At 58.4% G+C, this 16,317-nt stretch carries 14 protein-coding genes; 3 read left to right on the top strand and 11 right to left on the bottom strand.

The window, feature by feature from the left end:
• Positions 1 to 106: 106 nt before the first annotated feature.
• The 4 genes from ACP7AJ_RS00975 to ACP7AJ_RS00960 all read right to left on the bottom strand — a co-directional run bounded on the left by ACP7AJ_RS00975 (position 107) and on the right by ACP7AJ_RS00960 (position 5,417).
• A complete protein-coding gene (locus ACP7AJ_RS00975) occupies positions 107 to 3,613 on the bottom strand; it encodes a DUF4175 family protein (protein WP_426058318.1) in 3,507 nt (1,168 codons plus the stop codon).
• Positions 3,614 to 3,742: 129 nt separating this feature from the next.
• A complete protein-coding gene (locus ACP7AJ_RS00970) occupies positions 3,743 to 4,510 on the bottom strand; it encodes an exodeoxyribonuclease III (protein ID WP_426058317.1) in 768 nt (255 codons plus the stop codon).
• A 146-nt stretch (positions 4,511 to 4,656) separates the two neighbouring features.
• Positions 4,657 to 5,040 carry a hypothetical protein gene (locus ACP7AJ_RS00965; protein WP_426058316.1) on the bottom strand — a complete coding sequence of 128 codons (384 nt, stop codon included), beginning with the start codon at positions 5,038 to 5,040 and terminating at the stop codon, positions 4,657 to 4,659.
• The gene (locus ACP7AJ_RS00960) at positions 5,037 to 5,417 is read right to left on the bottom strand and encodes a carboxymuconolactone decarboxylase family protein (RefSeq protein ID WP_426058315.1); all 381 of its coding nucleotides are present in this window, start codon (positions 5,415 to 5,417) and stop codon (positions 5,037 to 5,039) included. Before ACP7AJ_RS00960 ends, ACP7AJ_RS00965 begins: the two co-directional genes overlap by 4 nt.
• Before the next feature lie 115 nt (positions 5,418 to 5,532).
• On the opposite strand from ACP7AJ_RS00960, the gene ACP7AJ_RS00955 reads away from it, so the two are divergent.
• Positions 5,533 to 6,234: a ComF family protein gene (locus ACP7AJ_RS00955; protein ID WP_426058314.1), complete on the top strand. Its 702-nt coding sequence runs from the start codon at positions 5,533 to 5,535 to the stop codon at positions 6,232 to 6,234.
• Positions 6,235 to 6,314: 80 nt separating this feature from the next.
• On the opposite strand, the gene ACP7AJ_RS00950 is transcribed toward ACP7AJ_RS00955, so the two are convergent.
• Complete coding sequence (locus ACP7AJ_RS00950) at positions 6,315 to 7,571, bottom strand: SUMF1/EgtB/PvdO family nonheme iron enzyme (protein ID WP_426058313.1); 1,257 nt, start codon at positions 7,569 to 7,571, stop codon at positions 6,315 to 6,317.
• Between the two features lie 69 nt (positions 7,572 to 7,640).
• On the bottom strand, positions 7,641 to 8,687 hold the full coding sequence (locus ACP7AJ_RS00945) for a PorP/SprF family type IX secretion system membrane protein (protein WP_426058312.1): 1,047 nt from the start codon (positions 8,685 to 8,687) through the stop codon (positions 7,641 to 7,643).
• Between the two features lie 555 nt (positions 8,688 to 9,242).
• Between ACP7AJ_RS00945 and ACP7AJ_RS00940 the strand changes: the two genes are divergently transcribed.
• Together ACP7AJ_RS00940 and ACP7AJ_RS00935 are read left to right on the top strand one after the other, a co-directional pair.
• Positions 9,243 to 12,284 (top strand): AsmA-like C-terminal region-containing protein, encoded by a 3,042-nt coding sequence (locus ACP7AJ_RS00940; protein WP_426058311.1) that lies wholly within the window; start codon positions 9,243 to 9,245, stop codon positions 12,282 to 12,284.
• A 156-nt stretch (positions 12,285 to 12,440) separates the two neighbouring features.
• Positions 12,441 to 13,235, top strand: coding sequence for a DUF4382 domain-containing protein (locus ACP7AJ_RS00935; RefSeq protein WP_426058310.1), 795 nt, complete (start codon positions 12,441 to 12,443; stop codon positions 13,233 to 13,235).
• 136 nt (positions 13,236 to 13,371) lie between these two features.
• On the opposite strand, the gene ACP7AJ_RS00930 is transcribed toward ACP7AJ_RS00935, so the two are convergent.
• The 5 genes from ACP7AJ_RS00930 to ACP7AJ_RS00910 all read right to left on the bottom strand — a co-directional run bounded on the left by ACP7AJ_RS00930 (position 13,372) and on the right by ACP7AJ_RS00910 (position 16,267).
• Complete coding sequence (locus tag ACP7AJ_RS00930; protein WP_426058309.1) at positions 13,372 to 13,992, bottom strand: thioredoxin family protein; 621 nt, start codon at positions 13,990 to 13,992, stop codon at positions 13,372 to 13,374.
• An 85-nt stretch (positions 13,993 to 14,077) separates the two neighbouring features.
• Complete coding sequence (locus ACP7AJ_RS00925; RefSeq protein ID WP_426058308.1) at positions 14,078 to 14,575, bottom strand: DinB family protein; 498 nt, start codon at positions 14,573 to 14,575, stop codon at positions 14,078 to 14,080.
• A gap of 94 nt (positions 14,576 to 14,669) precedes the next feature.
• Positions 14,670 to 15,128: a DUF6970 domain-containing protein gene (locus tag ACP7AJ_RS00920; protein WP_426058307.1), complete on the bottom strand. Its 459-nt coding sequence runs from the start codon at positions 15,126 to 15,128 to the stop codon at positions 14,670 to 14,672.
• A gap of 139 nt (positions 15,129 to 15,267) precedes the next feature.
• Positions 15,268 to 15,681: a diacylglycerol kinase family protein gene (locus tag ACP7AJ_RS00915; RefSeq protein ID WP_426058306.1), complete on the bottom strand. Its 414-nt coding sequence runs from the start codon at positions 15,679 to 15,681 to the stop codon at positions 15,268 to 15,270.
• Positions 15,674 to 16,267 carry a GNAT family N-acetyltransferase gene (locus ACP7AJ_RS00910; RefSeq protein ID WP_426058305.1) on the bottom strand — a complete coding sequence of 198 codons (594 nt, stop codon included), beginning with the start codon at positions 16,265 to 16,267 and terminating at the stop codon, positions 15,674 to 15,676. Before ACP7AJ_RS00910 ends, ACP7AJ_RS00915 begins: the two co-directional genes overlap by 8 nt.
• Positions 16,268 to 16,317: the final 50 nt, after the last annotated feature.

Raw genomic sequence — 16,317 nt, 5'->3', positions numbered from 1 at the left:
GGAAGGGCGGCAGCGGGTTAGGGGCGGCAAAAATAGTGTATTGTGCGGTAGAGTTCCGCTTACCAGGTGGGGAAGCGGAGCAACCGTACGGCAAGTAAGGCTACGTTTACTTAATCTTCTGAAAGTACTCCCCTACTTCGCGTTGGTAATACGGGGTGAGGCTCGGGGGTGTACTACGTAGTAATTCCGTCTGGCGTTCCTTGTTTGCTCGGTATTTGTCGAAAGCGGGCGGAAAAATAGGTGGTTTTACCTGTGCGGCCTGCGCTTCGCGCTTCGTGTCCTGGTCCCGCTCCCGCGCCGACTTCTCCACTTCTAGCAGCCGGGTGAGGATTTGCTGCTGGCGCATGATGGTTTCCTCGGACAGCCGCTTGTTCACAAGGTCGGTTTCGGTTTGCTCCATTAGCTTCTTGATGTCGCCGGTGCCACCACCGCCTTCCTCACCTTTGCCGTCTTTGCCGTCTTTGCCGTCTTTGCCATTGGAGCCGCCTTCCTTGCTCTGGCCTTCTTTGCCGCCGGGCTTGCCGCCCTGCTGCATTTTATCGAGCTGCTGCATGGCCTGGCGCAACATCTGCTGCTGCCCGGCCAGCTTGGCCAGCTCCTGCGACATCTCCCGGCCCGACTTGCCACTCTGCGAGAGCTTCTGAATCTGCTCGTTGAGCTGCTGCTGCATTTTGCCCATGTTGCCGGGTCCAGGCTTGTTGCCTTGCCCCTGGCCTTTGCCCTTGCCTTTTTTCTTGCCGGGCTTGCCTTGGCCGTCCTGGGGCTGGCCTTTGCCGGCCTGCGCTTCCTGTTGCATCTGGTTGAGGGAGCTTTGCAGCATCAGGGCCAGGTTATTGATGCTGGTCATGGCCTGCTGCTGGGTGGCTGTGGCCCGGCCCGGGTCGCGCTGCTGAATGTGGGTGAGCGACTCGTCCATGCGGCCGTTCATCTCGCCTACTTCGCGGGTCACGAAGCTTTGGATTTTTGGCTCTTTCTTGGCCAGGGCGTAGAGCGAATCCTGGATAATCTTGGCATCGTCGCGCAGCTTGCGCTGGGTTTGGCCCAACTGCACGAAGCGCGGGTCGCTCTGATTCACCTTGCGGAAATCCTTCATCAGGCCCTCCTGGTCGAAGCTAAGAGTGAGCAGGTTTTCCAGAATGTCGCGCAGGTCGTCGATGTTCTGCTGGGCCTGGTCGCTTTCCTGGTCGCTCATCTGGTCGCGCATCTTTTTAGCCATCTGCTTCATGCGCGCGGCGGCGCTTTTCTGCTTGGCAGCAGCCTTGGAGTTCTGGTTTTTGCTTAGCTGCTGCTGGCTTTCCTGCATGTCCTGGTCGGTCTGCTCCTGCTCGGGCTTCTGCTCGTCGATGTCGTTCTGGTTGCCTGTTTCCTTGTCCATCTGCTTCAATTCCTGAAGCTCCTTTTTCAAGTCTTCGAATTCCTTTTGAGCTTGGGCTTGCTCCTGCTTCAGCTGCTCTTGCTTGGCCTTTTGCTCCTGGTTCGAGGCCTTGTTATCGGGGTTGTCTTTGTCGTTTTTCTCGGTTTTGTCGGCGAGCTGCTCTTCCTGCTTGGCCAGCTCTTCCAGCTTGTCGGCTACTTCCTCAGCCTTCTGCTCCAGTTGCATCTGCTTGAACATCTCCAGCGCCCGGTCCAACTCTTTTTGCAGCACGTCTTCTTTGTTTTCAAGCTGCTGCAGCAGCTTTTGCATTTCGGCGTCGGGCTGCTTCTGCTGTTCGAGCAGCTTCTGCAGCTTGTCGTAGAGCTTCTTGGTTTCGGGGTCGAGCAGGTCGTTCATGAGCTTTTTCAACTCTTCGGCTTTTTTGGCCAGCTCCTCGCTTTTGGGGTTGAGCTGGTCCTGCTTCTGCTGCAGCTGCTCAAACATGCGCTGCATCTGCTCCAGCTGCTGGTTCATCTGCTGCTTCTGGTCGAGCATGTTTTCCAGCTGCTTGCGGTCCTGGAAGCTAATTTCCCGCTTGGTCTTGAGCTTGTCCTGGGCCTTAGCCAACTCGCGCTTCAGCTTCTCGCTTTGCTTGGCGGCCTGGCTCATCTGGCTGGCCACCGACTGGGCCTGGGCGTTCAGCTCCTGGCGCATTTCGCGCCGGCCAGGCAGGCGAAATTCTGCTGGCCGCGTGCGGCTGGCCTTGGGGCCGTGCACGCCGTCGTTGTCCCAGGCTTCCACGTAGTATTCGAGGCGGTCGCCGGGCTGCAGGTTCAGCGCGTTCAGGTTCCAGGTGTAGGCGTAGGTGCCGGCGCTTTCAGTGGGCAACGCCAGGAGCTTTTGGCTGCGGGCGCCTTGCTTCTGGTTGTTGCGCTTCACCTCGTAGTGCAGCACCAGCCGCGTCAGGCCATAGTCGTCGCGCACGGTGCCACCCAGCGCCAAGTAGCGCTGCGTCACCGTGTCCGAAAACGCTTCCAGCGTGAGCATGGGCGCTTGGTCGGGCACAGCCGTCAATTGGTAAGAAATGGGGTCGCGGTTCAGGCTGGCCGGGTTTTTCAGGCGTAGCAGGTAGGGCTGCGAGCGCAGCACCCGCCGCGTGGCCACGAAAGTGCCGTTGGCTTTATCAGTGCCGTTGGCGGCAACCGTTTCGTCAGGGTTTTGAAACATTAGCGCCAGCTCATCGGTGGCAGCCGTGGCAAATTCCCAGCGAACTGTGCTGCCCTCGGGCACCGTGAGGTTGCCGCCGTTTGCTATGGTTTCGGCCGCTTTGCCAGTGTAGGCTGGGTAGGTAATGTTGACTTTGAAGTCGCGCAGGTTGGGCCGCTCCAATACGGTTAGCTTGTACTCGGGCGAGTTGAACCCAGCGCCTGCCAGCTGGAAAGTCACGTCGCCCTGGGGCTGCTCAAACGTGTAGCGGAACTGGTCGCCGCGGCCCGCCACCTTGCTCAGACGCCGCTCGCCGCCGCTGTAATTGATGCTCACATCGGCCGGAACCGCGGCGCCCGCCACGCCCACATCCAGCGTGAAGTCTTCGCCCCGAAAAGCCGTCAGCTTCGGGTTTTTGATAACAAACTGAAACGGAGCTGGCGGTGAGTACGCCCGCCGGTAGTGCCAGATGCGCTCCGTGCCCTGCACCAAAAAGGCTGGATAAAACGCCAACAACACCAGCAGCACGGCCACTGGCACGGCAGCATATTTCCAAAGCGGCTTGCTCTGCTGCTTTATGTCGATGCCCTGGGCAAACGAAATGTTGCCCATTTGGGCGGCGCGCTGCTCAAGGCTGGCCGCAATTAGAGCGTTGTCGCGGGCTTGGCCCTGCAGCTGCAAAGCGTTCAGCAGCCGGTCCTGCACTTCCGGGAACAACTCCCCTACCCGGCGGGCCGCTTGCTCGTCGTCGAGCAGCTTGCGCAGGTTGGTGAGGGCCGCCAGCGGCGTCCAAATCCACCGCATGAAGCTGTAAGCCGTAAGGCCCAGAAACCCAAACAGCAGCCCGGCCCGCACCACCGTGGGCAAGTACAGGAAGTACTCTAACACGTTGAACACCACAAATAGCGTGAGCAGTAGCCCGACGGCTACCAGCAGCCCACGCACCAGCAGGTTCAGGTAAAACTTGCGCTTGAAGGCTTCCAGCTCCGTCCGGACCCGCGCCAGGGCCGGGTACTCGGCCGCCGCAGCGCCGCGCTCTATCTGCATCGCCATAAATAAGGTCTTGTTAAGGAAAGATACATCAAGACGGGGTGCATGGTTCGAGGATGTAGCGCGGACTTTTAGTTCGCGAGTAGCAGTTCCTTACAAAGCAGCTTACTCGCGGACTAAAAGTCAGCGCTACTACTGCAGCTCTACCCAGGCCGGGCAGTGGTCCGAATGCACCACATCGGGCAAAAGACCGCCCCCGGTCAGACGCGGTTGCAGCGTTCCATCGGCCAACCAGTGGTCGAGGCGCCAGCCCACGTTGCGCTGGCGCGAGCCGGCCCGGTAGCTCCACCACGAGTAGTGCCCTACGGCCTCGCCGTGGTGGTGACGGAACGTGTCCACAAACCCATCGGCCAGGAGGTCCTTGAACCACTGCCGTTCCTCGGGCGTGTAGCCGGGGCTGTTCTGGTTGGCCTTCGGGTTGTGAAGGTCGATGGGCGTTTGGCAGCAGTTGAAATCGCCGCCAATGAGCAGCGGCGGCACCTGGTCAGTCCGCAGGCCGGCTACGTATCGCCGAAAAAAGTGCAGCCACTCCACCTTGAAGGCCTGCCGCTCCGGCCCACTGGTGCCCGAGGGCATGTAGGTGTTCAGCACCGACACGTTGTCGAAATCCAGCCGCAGCACCCGGCCTTCGTCGTCGTAGCAGCTTTGGCCGCAGCCGTGCACCACGGCAGTGGGTTCAATTTTGGAGAAGGTTGCCACGCCACTGTAGCCCGGCTTTTGAGCCGGGTGCAGGTAGGCGCGGTAGCCTAGCGCTTCAAAGCCCGAAACGTCCATAGCATCGCGACCCGCCTTGATTTCCTGCAGGCACAGGACGTCGGGCGCCGCGGTAGCTACCCAGTCCAGCAGCCCTTTGCTGAGCGCAGAGCGTAAGCCGTTGACGTTGTAAGAGATTATTTTCATGGTTCTTGATTTCAAGAAAAAGAACGTCATGCTGAGCTTGCCGAAGCATCTCTACCTCAGTAGTAAATTAGATTACTTACGCGGTAGAGATGCTTCGGCAAGCTCAGCATGACGTGCTATCAATATGGCATGACGGCCTTATTGGGTTACAAACTATCACCCGGGTCCAACGAGAAATACTCCAGCACGTGCCACTTCAGCATGCGCTCCTGTTCCTTCAGGTTAGCGAAGGGCACGGGGCGCAGCAGCTTGTAGTGCGGCCAGCCGTCCTCGTCCACGCGCTCTAGCTCGTAGTGCCCGCTGAGGCTGAAGAGCCGGCAGGTAGCAATGTGCATCAGGTCCTGCTTTTGCTCTTTGGTGAACGTGGTGATGCCCTGGTTCAACTCTTGGATGCCGATGAGCAGCAGCAGCGCGTTCAGGTCGGGCCGCTTATGGAATCGGGCCTCCATTTCCTGCATCAGGGTTTCCCAACGGGACTCAAAGTCGGCCTCGGATTCGGGGTGCTCGGTGGGGTTTAGGTCCTCGCTCATACCGCGTGCTCGGCGTGGGGTGGCGCAGGAGCAACGGCTTCCGTCTTCAGAATTTCCCAGTACTCCACAGCACGGCGGAAGTGCGGAATCACGATGCTGCCGCCAATGATGTTGGCGATAGCAAACACCTCGTAAATCTCTTCATCGTTGATTTTCTCCTCGAAGCACTTGCCGAGGTGGTACTTGATGCAGTCGTCGCAGCGCAGCACCATGGAGCAGGCCAGGCCCAGCATTTCCTTGGTCTTGACGTCGATGGCGCCGGGCGCGTAAGTGTTAGTGTCGAGGTTGAAGAACCGCTTGATGACCTTGTTATCCGCCGCCATAATGGTTTCGTTCATCCGCTGGCGGTACTCGTTGAATTCGGTTACTTGGGACATAAATCAAATAATTAGGAACATCAAGCTTCGACAGGCTCAGCATGACGTTCTTGTGGGGTACAGTGTACATTGCTCCTCCAAAATTACTGCCCAAAACCTCGCCCTTCCTTCTACCGTGTTCCGCTCCCTGGCCGCCGATTTCATTGGTTTGATTTTCCCACGTTTGTGCCTGGCCTGTCGCGAACCACTGATGACGGGCGAAAACCACCTCTGCACCGGCTGCCGTGCCGAACTGCCCTACACCGATTTTCACCTGCTGCCGGCTGACCAGAACCCGCTGGGCCGCCGCTTTTGGGGTAAGCTGCCCATCCGCCACGCCCTGAGTTACTTGCGCTTCGTGCGCCACGGCCGTGTTCAAAACCTACTGCACGAGCTTAAGTACCAGGGCCAGCGCGACGTGGGCACGGCCCTAGGCCAGCTTTATGGCTCGGAGTTGCACACGGCCGGCTTGGCTGCTGATTTCGACCTCATCGTGCCCGTGCCACTGCACCCGCGCAAGCTGGCCAAGCGCGGCTACAACCAAGCCGCTGCTTTTGCCACCGGCCTTTCGCATGGCCTGCAACTGCCCGCTAACAATACTGCCCTCCGCCGCACCACTAACACCCAAACCCAAACCAAAAAGAACCGTGCCCAACGCTGGGAAAACGTTGCTAATGTCTTCGAAGTGGAAAATCCCGCAGCGATTATTGGTCAGCGCATCCTCGTTGTCGACGACGTGCTGACCACGGGCGCTACGCTCGAAGCCTGCGGGGCGGCTTTGCTCGCGGCTGGCGCGGCCGAAATCAGCATAGCTGCCATCGCCTGTGCCGACCGATAAATGGAGAAAGACCAAAGACAAACGGCATAAAAAAGGGCCGCTCCTGATTCAGGAGCGGCCCTTTTACTTATTGAGGTCGATTACTTGTTTGAGCCGGCATTAATCATTGCGCAACGGAAACCAATGGTTGCCGTGGCCGAATCTTCAGCCATGAAGCGGCGGGTGCCGGGCGACAGCCAATAGGCCACATCGCGCCACGAGCCACCTTTGTACACGCGCACGTGGTCGTCAATCAGCGACTGGTAGCCTTTCTTATCGTACTTGTCGGCGGGGTCAGCCACGCCGTTACGACGGAAGGGGTTCAGGTCTTCTACGTCCTGGTACGAGAGGGGACGGTATACGTCCTGCACCCACTCGTTCACGTTGCCGGCCATGTTGTAGAGCCCGTAGTCGTTAGGAGGGTACGAGTAGATGTACTCGGTAATCATAGCACCATCGTTGAGGCTGCCGGCAATGCCAGCGTAGTCGCCACGGCCACGCTTGAAGTTAGCCAGGAACTGGCCCTGCTTGCGACCGTAAGCGTTGCGGGTGGTTTTGCCATCCCAAGGGTAGATGCGCTTCTCCTCCTGGTTCTCGTTGCCCACTTCCTGGGTGCCTACGAGGGCTTGAGCGGCGTATTCCCACTCGGCCTCGGTGGGGAGGCGGTAGTTAGGCAGTACGTTGCCTTTCTCGATAGAAACGGTGTTGCCAGCCGAGCTGTTGGTGCCTTCAGCACCTGCGGCTGCATCGCCTTCTTTCTTTTTCTTTCTACCAAACAAGCCGCCACCGCTGGAACTCTTAGCATTGCTATTTGCAAGGCCTTCGTTCACTTTGGCAGTACGCCAGGTGCAATAGTCGTCGGCCTGCAGCCAGCTCACGCCCACCACGGGGAAGTAGCGGAAACCGGGGTAACGCAGGTAATAGGTTACGTAAGGGTCGTTGAAGGAAAGGTCGCGGGCCCACACGGTGGTGTCGGGCAGCGCGGAACGATAAAATTCCTCGGTTGAGTCGGTGCGGATGAAGTGCAGGTATTCCAACCAGTGAATGTTGGCAACTTCGGCTTCGTCCATATAGAACGATGCGATGGTCACCGTGCGCTCGATGTTATCGTGCGTCATGGTCACGTCTTCCGACTGCGAGCCCAATACGGTGCGGCCACCTTCGATAAAAATAAGGCCCGGGCCCTCGGGTACTTTCTTGAAGTTGGCCACAGCCATGCCCTTCTCAGTATTGTACTCGATATTTGTTGTAGAGGAATATTTACCTGGTTTTGTAGCAGTGGGAGGACCTCCTTTGCCACAGCTGGCCAAGGTCACAAGGCCCACTACAGCCAAGCGTAAATAATTAGGTAAGTTCATAACAAAGTTAAAATGACTATGAGAAAGGAGGGTTTAGCAGGGGCAATTAGGACACAATAGTACAAAAAATTAGAATGCCGGACAAGGGGCTGTTGGGTAAACGCGTCTTTTTAGTCGGCGGTGGGCATTTTCGAACCGGTCAAATGCGCGCAAAGCCAAGGTTATCTCGTGTGCACCACCCAAATCGGCACTAAGCTGACTTAGGCCTACATCGTAGCTGTAGCCCAGGCGGAGGTCTCCCGCCTGAATGCCTGCCACTACGGCGAGGACGTGCTGGGAACCAACGTTGCTGGGTGAAAAAATATTGCGATAAATCGCCCCTAGCGTAACGGGCGCAGCGGTCACGTACATCCCGGTTTCGGTGCGCTGCGAACCACCTTGCCGGCTGTAGGCCCCCACCGGCGTCACGCTAACCTCGCGGGTAGCCACCCCGCTGGAGGGTTTAATTATAAAAAATTTGTACCCGCCGGAGAGGCTAAGCAGCATGGGAAGCTGGCTTTGGCGCTGAAAACCAAGGCTGGGCTGATTGAGATGCTGCCCTGCCAGGCTAAGCCAGGCTTGCTCAGAATACAGCACGGCCCCGGTGCCCAGGCTGAGGTAGTTAACGGGCTGAAAGTCCAACGATTCGGCGCTGGGTCCCACTACGGTGCCATCTTCCAGAATTTGGTCGCCAAACACGAAATTGTCATATCCTACGCGCTGGCGGCCGTAGCTGGCCCGCATGCCGCCGCTGAGGGCCAATTTTTGGGTTAGGCGCATGTGGTAGGCGTAGAGCGCACCGGCTTCCAGGCGGGTGTAACCGACCGAGCCCGTCCGGTCCTGATTGAAGAGCACACCCAGCGCGTGGTGCTGGCCGGGTCGGTCGAGGCGCACATCGGCGGCGGCCTGCGTGCTAACGAAGGAGCCCGCCAAGGTTGGAAATTGATTGCGGAAACTCAGCGTGACACTATAATCGTCGAGCAAACCCGTGAAGGCAGGGTTGGTGTGCAGGCGGGTGGCAAACGGCTGCGAGAAAAAAACATCCTGCGCCTGCGCCCCCGAAGCGGTGGCCAGCAACGCCCCGGCAGCAAGGCCGAGCCGTAGTCTGGCAAGCAATAGGGGACAAAGCACTGGCATAGGGACCGAGGTAACGCCACCGAAACACAGTTTAGTGCGACCGGCCACGCAAATGTATGGCCTGATACAGTGAGGCCAGGCCAAACAGTTCCGCGTAGGGAGCAGGAAGTGAGGCACAAGCATAGCGCCGTTGTGCATTCGGGCCAAGCAGGGACCGGTGCTGGTGATGTATCTGTTGAGCTAAGCGCGATGATTAGGAAAGGCTTTGGATTAAGCCCGAGCAGACTACTTACTATAGGATGGTAATACTTGGTTAATAGCTTTCGTTAAAAGACTGATTTGAATAGTGACAGGCAGAATGGCAAATGGGAATGAGCCTTTTTGGAGAGACTGTTGTTGTTCGAAACCCGAACAGTAGACTTAGATTGAGCGGTGGCAGTGTTGAAGTCCCGTTGTGGTTGAATATATGCACGGCTGGTCCCGGCACCCTGTTGAGGGTTGGACAGGCTGCGAAAGCCCGCGCCGCAACGTTTGGCCTGATTTTGAACTCTCTATTGAAAAATCATGGTAGTATCTGGGCTCTACCTTTGTTCGAATAACTAATTGTCTCCTGCCATGCGGAAAATTTTGTTGGGTGTCGTTGTTTTTTTCGTGTTGTTGGTCGTGGCGCTGGCCCTGGCTCCGGTGCTGTTCAAGGACAAGCTGCGGGCGCTGGCCGACGCACAGATTGCGCAGCGCGTGCGGGCCAAAGTGCTGTATGACCCTGCCAATATTGACGTGAGCCTGTTGCGCTCGTTCCCGGACATGACGGTGAACATTCGGGAGCTGCGCGTGATAGGTCTCGATTCATTTAGCCGCGATACGCTGGCGTACCTGCCCAACCTGCGGGTGGGCCTGGACGTGATGAGCGTGATACGCGGCGGCGCCGTCGACATCAAATCCATTGACCTGGAACGTCCCGACCTAAGCTTGCGCGTGCTGAAAAGCGGCTTGGCCAACTGGGACATCATGATTTCGGACTCGGCCGCAGCAGCCCAGGGCCAGGACACCAGCCAAGTGCACCTCGCCATTAAGGGCTGGAAAATGACTGATGGCCGCCTGCGCTACGAAGACCTGACCCTCCCCTTCTCGATGCAGGCTGCCGGCGTGAACCACACCGGCAGCGGCGACTTTGCCAGTAACGTGTTCGACATGAAGTCGCAGACCACTGCCACCGACCTCGACATGACCTACAACGGCGTGGCTTACGTGAGCAACAAGCAGCTCACCGCCGACGTGACCATGAACATGGACCTGGAGAAAAGCCTCTACACGTTCAAAGACAACAAAATCAAGCTCAATGATTTCCCGTTCAGCTTTGCGGGTGCCATCGGGCTGCCCAACGAAAAGGATATTACCTACGACCTGACCTTTAAAGCCCTGGAAACGGATTTCAAAACCTTGCTTAGCCTGGTGCCCGGGGTGTATACCGACAAGTTTAAGAACATTGAAACCAGCGGGAAGGTGTCCTTCGATGGCTATTACAAAGGCACCCAGAACGAGTTGAAGATGCCCGGCTACGGCGTGAACCTGGCCGTGACCAACGGGCAGTTCCACTACCCCGACCTGCCCCAGGCTGCCAAGAACATCAACCTGAAAATGCAGGTGGATAACCCATCTGGCTACACCAACAACGTGAAGGTGAACATTCCGCAGTTTCACCTCGACCTCGGGCCCAACCCGGTGGACGGCAACATTGCCATCGACGGCCTGGAGCCCATGCGCGTGGACGGCCGCGTGAAGGCCAACGTGAACCTGGCCGAAGCCCTGAAAGTGTACCCGGTGAAGGACCTAGCCATGCGCGGGCAGCTGTTTGTGGACGGTACGGCCAAGGGCATTTATTCCAAGACGCAGATGCCGGTAGTGAACGCTGCCATTCGACTGACCAATGGCTTCGTGAAATCGGCCCAGTTTCCGGCGCCCATTGAGAACATCAACCTCAACGGCACGGTGGTGAACACCACGGGCCAAGTCAACGACACCCAAATCAACCTGCCACAGTTCCGGATGGTGCTGGAGGGCGAGCCGCTGGAAGGCCGCCTCACGGCCCATAACATCGACAAGCCGGTGTTTGATACGAACGTGCGCGGCACAGTGGACTTAACCAAAATCACGAAGATTTTTCCGCTCAAGGACATGACCGTGACGGGCCGCGTGGCCGGCGACATTGCCGCCAAAGGCAACATGGCCGACGTGGAAGCCGGCCGCTACCAGAACGTGGTAGCTAGCGGCACCGTGAAGGCCACCAACGTAACCTACAAGAGCAAAGACCTGCCGCAGGGCGTGCGCATCAGCAGCGGCACGGCCACCTTCAACAACAACCAGATTAACCTGCAAAGTCTGAACGGCACGGCCGGGAGCTCCGACTTCGCGGCTTCGGGCACGGTGAGCAACTACCTGGGTTACCTGTTCACGCCGGGCCAGTCGCTGAAGGGCACGATGACCGTGAACTCGCGCAACTTCAACGTGAACGAGTGGATGGTGGACGAGGTATCGGCCAAGCCTACCGCCACGGTGGCCAGCGGCAAGGCCCCGACCAAAGCAGAAGGCGTATTGCAGATTCCCAAATACTTTGACCTGGTGCTGAACAGCCGCGTCGACAACGTGACCTACGACAACCTAAAGCTGACCAACGTGGCGGGCACGGTGACGGTGCGCGACGAAACGGCCCGGCTCAGCAACATGACCTTCAACACGCTGGGTGGCAACTTCGGCACCACCGGCAGCTACAGCAGCAAAAACCTGGCTCACCCCACGTTTGATTTTGGGTTGAATATCAAGAACCTGGACATTCAGAATGCTTTCTCGGCCTTCACGACACTGAAAAGGCTGGTGCCGCTGGCTGCGCAGGTGGAGGGCGTGTTCGGCACCAACTTCAGCATGAGCGGCGAAATGAGACCCGACATGATGCCCAACCTGGCCACGCTCACGGGTAAGGGCGTGGTGGACGTGGTGAAGGCGGCCATCAACCAGTCGGAAGTGATGAGCAAGATTGCCAGCCTCACCACGTTGCCCGAACTGAAAACCCTGGTGGTGGTGAACAAGGCAATTCAGGCCAACATTGTGAACGGCAACCTCGTGGTGCAGCCTTTCGACCTGACCGTGGGCGACGTGAAGATGACCTTTGGCGGCTCGAACAGCTTGGCCGGTGCGCTGGCCTACGTCACGGCCCTGAACGTGCCCACGGGCAAGCTAGGCAACGCCGTGACGAGCAAGCTCACGCAGCTGACGGGCGTGAAGGACATTCAGGGCACCGACCGCGTGACGCTGGGCCTGAACATCGGCGGCACCATGACCAGCCCCGTGGTGCAACTAACCAGCGGCAGCGTGAAAGACCAGGGTAAAGCCATCGTGACGAACGTGGTAAAAACCAAACTTGCCGACGCCCTTATTGGCCTCACGCAAAAGAAGCAGGCAGCGCAGGATAGCACCAACCGCACGGATGCAGCGGCTGAGCATACGGCGGAAGAAAAAGCGCGTATAACGGCCGAGAAGGCGCGTTTGGAAGCGCAAGCCCGGCTGAAAAATCAGGTTGGCCAGGGGCTAAACACGCTGTTCGGCAAGCCCAAGCCCCGGCCAAAGGCAGCTGACCCAGCGCCAGCTGATAGCACGAAATAAGACAATTGAGGAAGGAAGTATAGAAGGTTGGCAGTATTATTGTGAACAGCAGCCAACTCGTCGATGTGCGGCGCCGTTTTACGACCAATAAACTAATCTTATCCATTCCTTCACATGAACCCTACTCGTTTATTCCCTTTGGCTTGCCTTGCGGCTTTGAGCCTTGCCAGCTGTTCCAAGGATTCTGATGGCAACACCGCCAAGCTAGAGGTGCGCATGACCGACGCCCCCGGCGACTTCCACCAAGTGGTGCTCGACGTGCGCCAGATTGAAGTACATTCAAATGAAGAACAAGACAAGGATGGGTGGAAGAACCTGAGCTTCACGCCCCAGACACTTAACATTCTGGAGTACGTGAATGGGAAGTCGGCCCTGTTGGTGAAGCAAGACTTCGCCCCCGGTGACCTCAAGGAAATCCGCTTGGTGCTCGGCCCCGACAGCTATGTCATTGGCCGCGACGACCAGCGCTACGACCTCAAAACCCCCAGCGGGCAAACGTCGGGCGTGAAGCTGAAGCTGGACAAAACCACCCTGCGCGACGGCGAAACCTACCAGTTGCTGCTTGATTTCGACGTGGCCAAGTCGGTGGTGGAGCGCGGCACCTGGCGCACCGGCAACGACCGCAAAGAGCGTTACCTGCTGAAGCCCGTTATCCGGGTAATGACCCAGGAAGTGCGAGGCGGCCTGAGTGGCACCGTAACCCCAGCGGCGGCACGGCCTCAGGTTCTGGCCATTCGCAGCACCATTCTCGGACCCGACACGGTGAGTACCTCGGCCGATGCCTCCGGCGCATTTCAGCTGGGTGCCCTGCCCGCGGGCACCTACCGCGTGGAGTTTTTCCCGAGCACCAGCGCGCCCACCGGGCAGCCCGCCTACCGCAACGTGACCCGCACCGGCGTGGTGGTAACTAACGACAACGTAACCAATATGGGCACTACCTCGCTGAACTAAGCAGCAAAGCGTAAGCAGCTGAAAAGCCCCTGCCTCATACGAGGCAGGGGCTTTTTTTATTTTTGACAATTCAGCCAGCCCACTGTGGAGAGCTGTCAGGCAGAGGCCAGCCTTATCCTTTGCTGGTAGCTTGGCCCTATAGGCTCTGCAGTAGGGCCAGCAGCTCGCGCTGTGTGCTCAGGGTGCGGTCTTTGGCGTACCAGCCGTGCAGCTGCGTCACAAACTCTTCGTAGGGCACTTGCTCCTGCTTTAGACGCACAAACAACTCCTGGGCGGGCATGGGGCGCGGGCCCCAGGTGGCCGCTTCTGTTAGGGTGTCGGCGTGGAGCACGATGAGCTTGGGAATGGAGCGGCCGCCATTGGTGAGGTAGCGGTCCATGAGGTCGAGGTTTTCGTCACGCAACACATAGTGGGTCGTCAGTTTGCCGTGGCTAGCTCGGGCAATGGCTTCGAGCACAGGCACCAGTTGGGCCGCGTCGCCGCACCAGCCTTCGGTGATAACCAGCCACGCGTAGCGACGCGGTAGCTGCTCCAGGGCCGTCTGCAACTCGGGCAGCAGCTGCACGGTCTTGTCCACGCGCTGCATGCGTTTGATGTTCAGGCGGGCATATTGCACGAGTTGCTCGGTTTGGACAGTGCCCGTGGTGCGGTTCTGCAACATCAGCTCGTCGATGAGCTGGCGATAACCGGCATAGGAATAAGCGCGGCTGAGCTGGTCGGCTGTAATAATTGGCTTAGAAGAAAGTGTTTCAGACATGGAGAAGAAAGGCTTGGTTTGGGGAAGTCACTAAAAAACCCTTCCGGGTGGGGAAGGGTTTTTGAAAATCGGAAAACGGCTTGAGCTACAAACTTGGCGAGGCCTGCCTAGCCGCTGCCGAGAGCTCGCGGCAATAAGTGATAAAGTCGGAATTGACGGGTTCGAAACCGTGGTCGCGTAGGCGGGTGGCCACTTGGGCGCGGTGGTAGCTGGCGTGCACCACGGCGTGGGTTAGGATGTCGTGCACCATGCTTTCGTAGCTGTCGCCCAATGAATTGGTGTAGGAAATAAGGCGCTGCAGCTCTGTTTCATCGGCATTCACCATGAGCTGGTGCAGGGGCTCGGAGGTTTGCTGGTGCAGGGCGTGGCAACCGGTCAGGTCGTGCTCCTGCCATACTTTCACGGGGCTGGACGTGCCGCCAATGCGCGAAATCCAGATGGCTTGGGCATTGAGCACGTGGCTGAACAGGCGCAGCGCCACGGGTGGAACTTCTTGGCCGGAAGCGGCCACTTCGTCGAGACGCTTGAGCACGGTGGTATTGGCCCACACGTTGAAAGCACCGAGTTTTTCTAGTGTATTCATAGTTTGATTATATGTTTTGGGTTAAGAGTTATGAGTTGAAAATCAGGAATTGCTAAACCGACAACTCATGAACTTTAACTCAAAGCCGATAACTCTACCGAGGGTCTTGCCAGACCAGTTTTTCGTTGGTTTTGTTTTTGTCGAAGTCGGGGCATTTGCCATCGCCTTTGCCCGTGATGCCGCCTTCGGGTTGGCACACCAGGCGGCCCTGCGAGTCGAATACCTGAGAATATTGGTCGCAGCACGGCGCCGACTGGTAGTACACAGTTTGGCCCCGGTAGTCGTAGCTCAGGATGCGGATAATGGGGTTGCGCTTGCGCTCGGCGAGCACGGCCGAAATCCGATTTTTGAGCCAGGCCGGGCGAGCCGCGGTGTCGGAAATGGCCACGCGGGTGGGGGCCGGAACCACCGTGCTGTTCCCAATGGGGGCTGGCGTTACGGGGCTGTTCACCTGCTGGGTTTGGGGCGTGGCGGGCGTGGTCACGCTCACTTGCTTGGGCGCACAGGAGGCAGCCAGCAACGCGAAAATGGCTAAGGCGAGCAGTTTGTTCATGTAACAGGTTTAGGCTTATTCAATAGTCAGGCCGCTCCGCACTTCAGCTTTCCTTACGCCGGGCTTAGGCAATGAGTTGGTTTTTGCGCGTCTTTTCGCTCGTTTGACCTTTGCGTACTCTCGGCCTCGATGGCAATGCCTACCTGGCGACTGCAAGAACGTAGGGGCCAAACACCAGTGCTCCTACCAGCAACGCACCCAGCGCGGCCAGCAGCACCGCGCCTGCGGCCACGTCTTTGGCCTTGCCCGCCAGCGGGTGGTAGCCTGGCGAAACTAAATCGGTGAGGGCTTCAATGGCGGTATTCACCAACTCGGCGGCCCACACGCACGCTACGGCCAGGGCCACGAGGGCCCACTCGAGGCGGCTGATGCCGAAATAAAAGCCCAGGCCAATAACAACTACGGTAGCTACCGCGTGAAACTGAAGGTGCACTTCGGAGCGCAGCGCGGCCCACACGCCGCGAATGGCGTGCCCAAAGCTGGCCACACGGCGTCGCCACAGCCCATCGGGCGGACGCAGGCGGTCGGAAGCGGTCGGTGTGGGCTCAGCCACGGACTTCAAACTCTTGAAACACCGACTGCCGCAGCTCGGACCATTCCGGCTTGATAACGCTGAAAATCACGGTGTCGCGCCGGATTCCTCCCTGCGTGGGGCGGTGGCTACGTAGCGTGCCTTCCTCGGTGGCGCCCATGCGGAGCATGGCCTCACGCGACTTGTTGTTGCGCGAATCGGTTTCCAATTCTACCCGCTCGCAGCTCAGCTGGCCGAAGGCGTGGCTGAGCAGCAAGTGTTTGGCCGCGCGGTTGAGGCCGGTGCGCTGGAATTTTGCGCCTACCCAGGTGTAGCCGATGCTTATGCGCTGGTCGGTTTCACTCACGTTGTAGTAGCTGGTGCTGCCGATTATCTGGCCACTGGCTCGGTCGATGATGGCAAAAGGGTAGCGCAAGCCCTGTTCGCGGGCTTCCACGGCCTGGCGTACGTAGGCGGCCAAGCTCACGGCGTCATCGCCACGGGTGAGGGTGTAGCGCCACAGCTCGGCATCGAAAGCCACAGCTTTGAGAGCATCAAAGTCGCCGATTTCCAGCGGCCGCAGGCGAACGCGACTGTTTTCGAGAACTATGGGAGCGGAGAAATTCATGGTGGCGCAAAGATGCTGGGAAAAAAGAAAAGCCGCCCTCCAATAATGAA

Origin of the sequence: Hymenobacter sp. B1770 (genome assembly GCF_049896385.1) — a bacterium.
GTDB lineage: Bacteria > Bacteroidota > Bacteroidia > Cytophagales > Hymenobacteraceae > Hymenobacter.
This window is presented reverse-complemented; position numbering and strand designations above follow the sequence as displayed.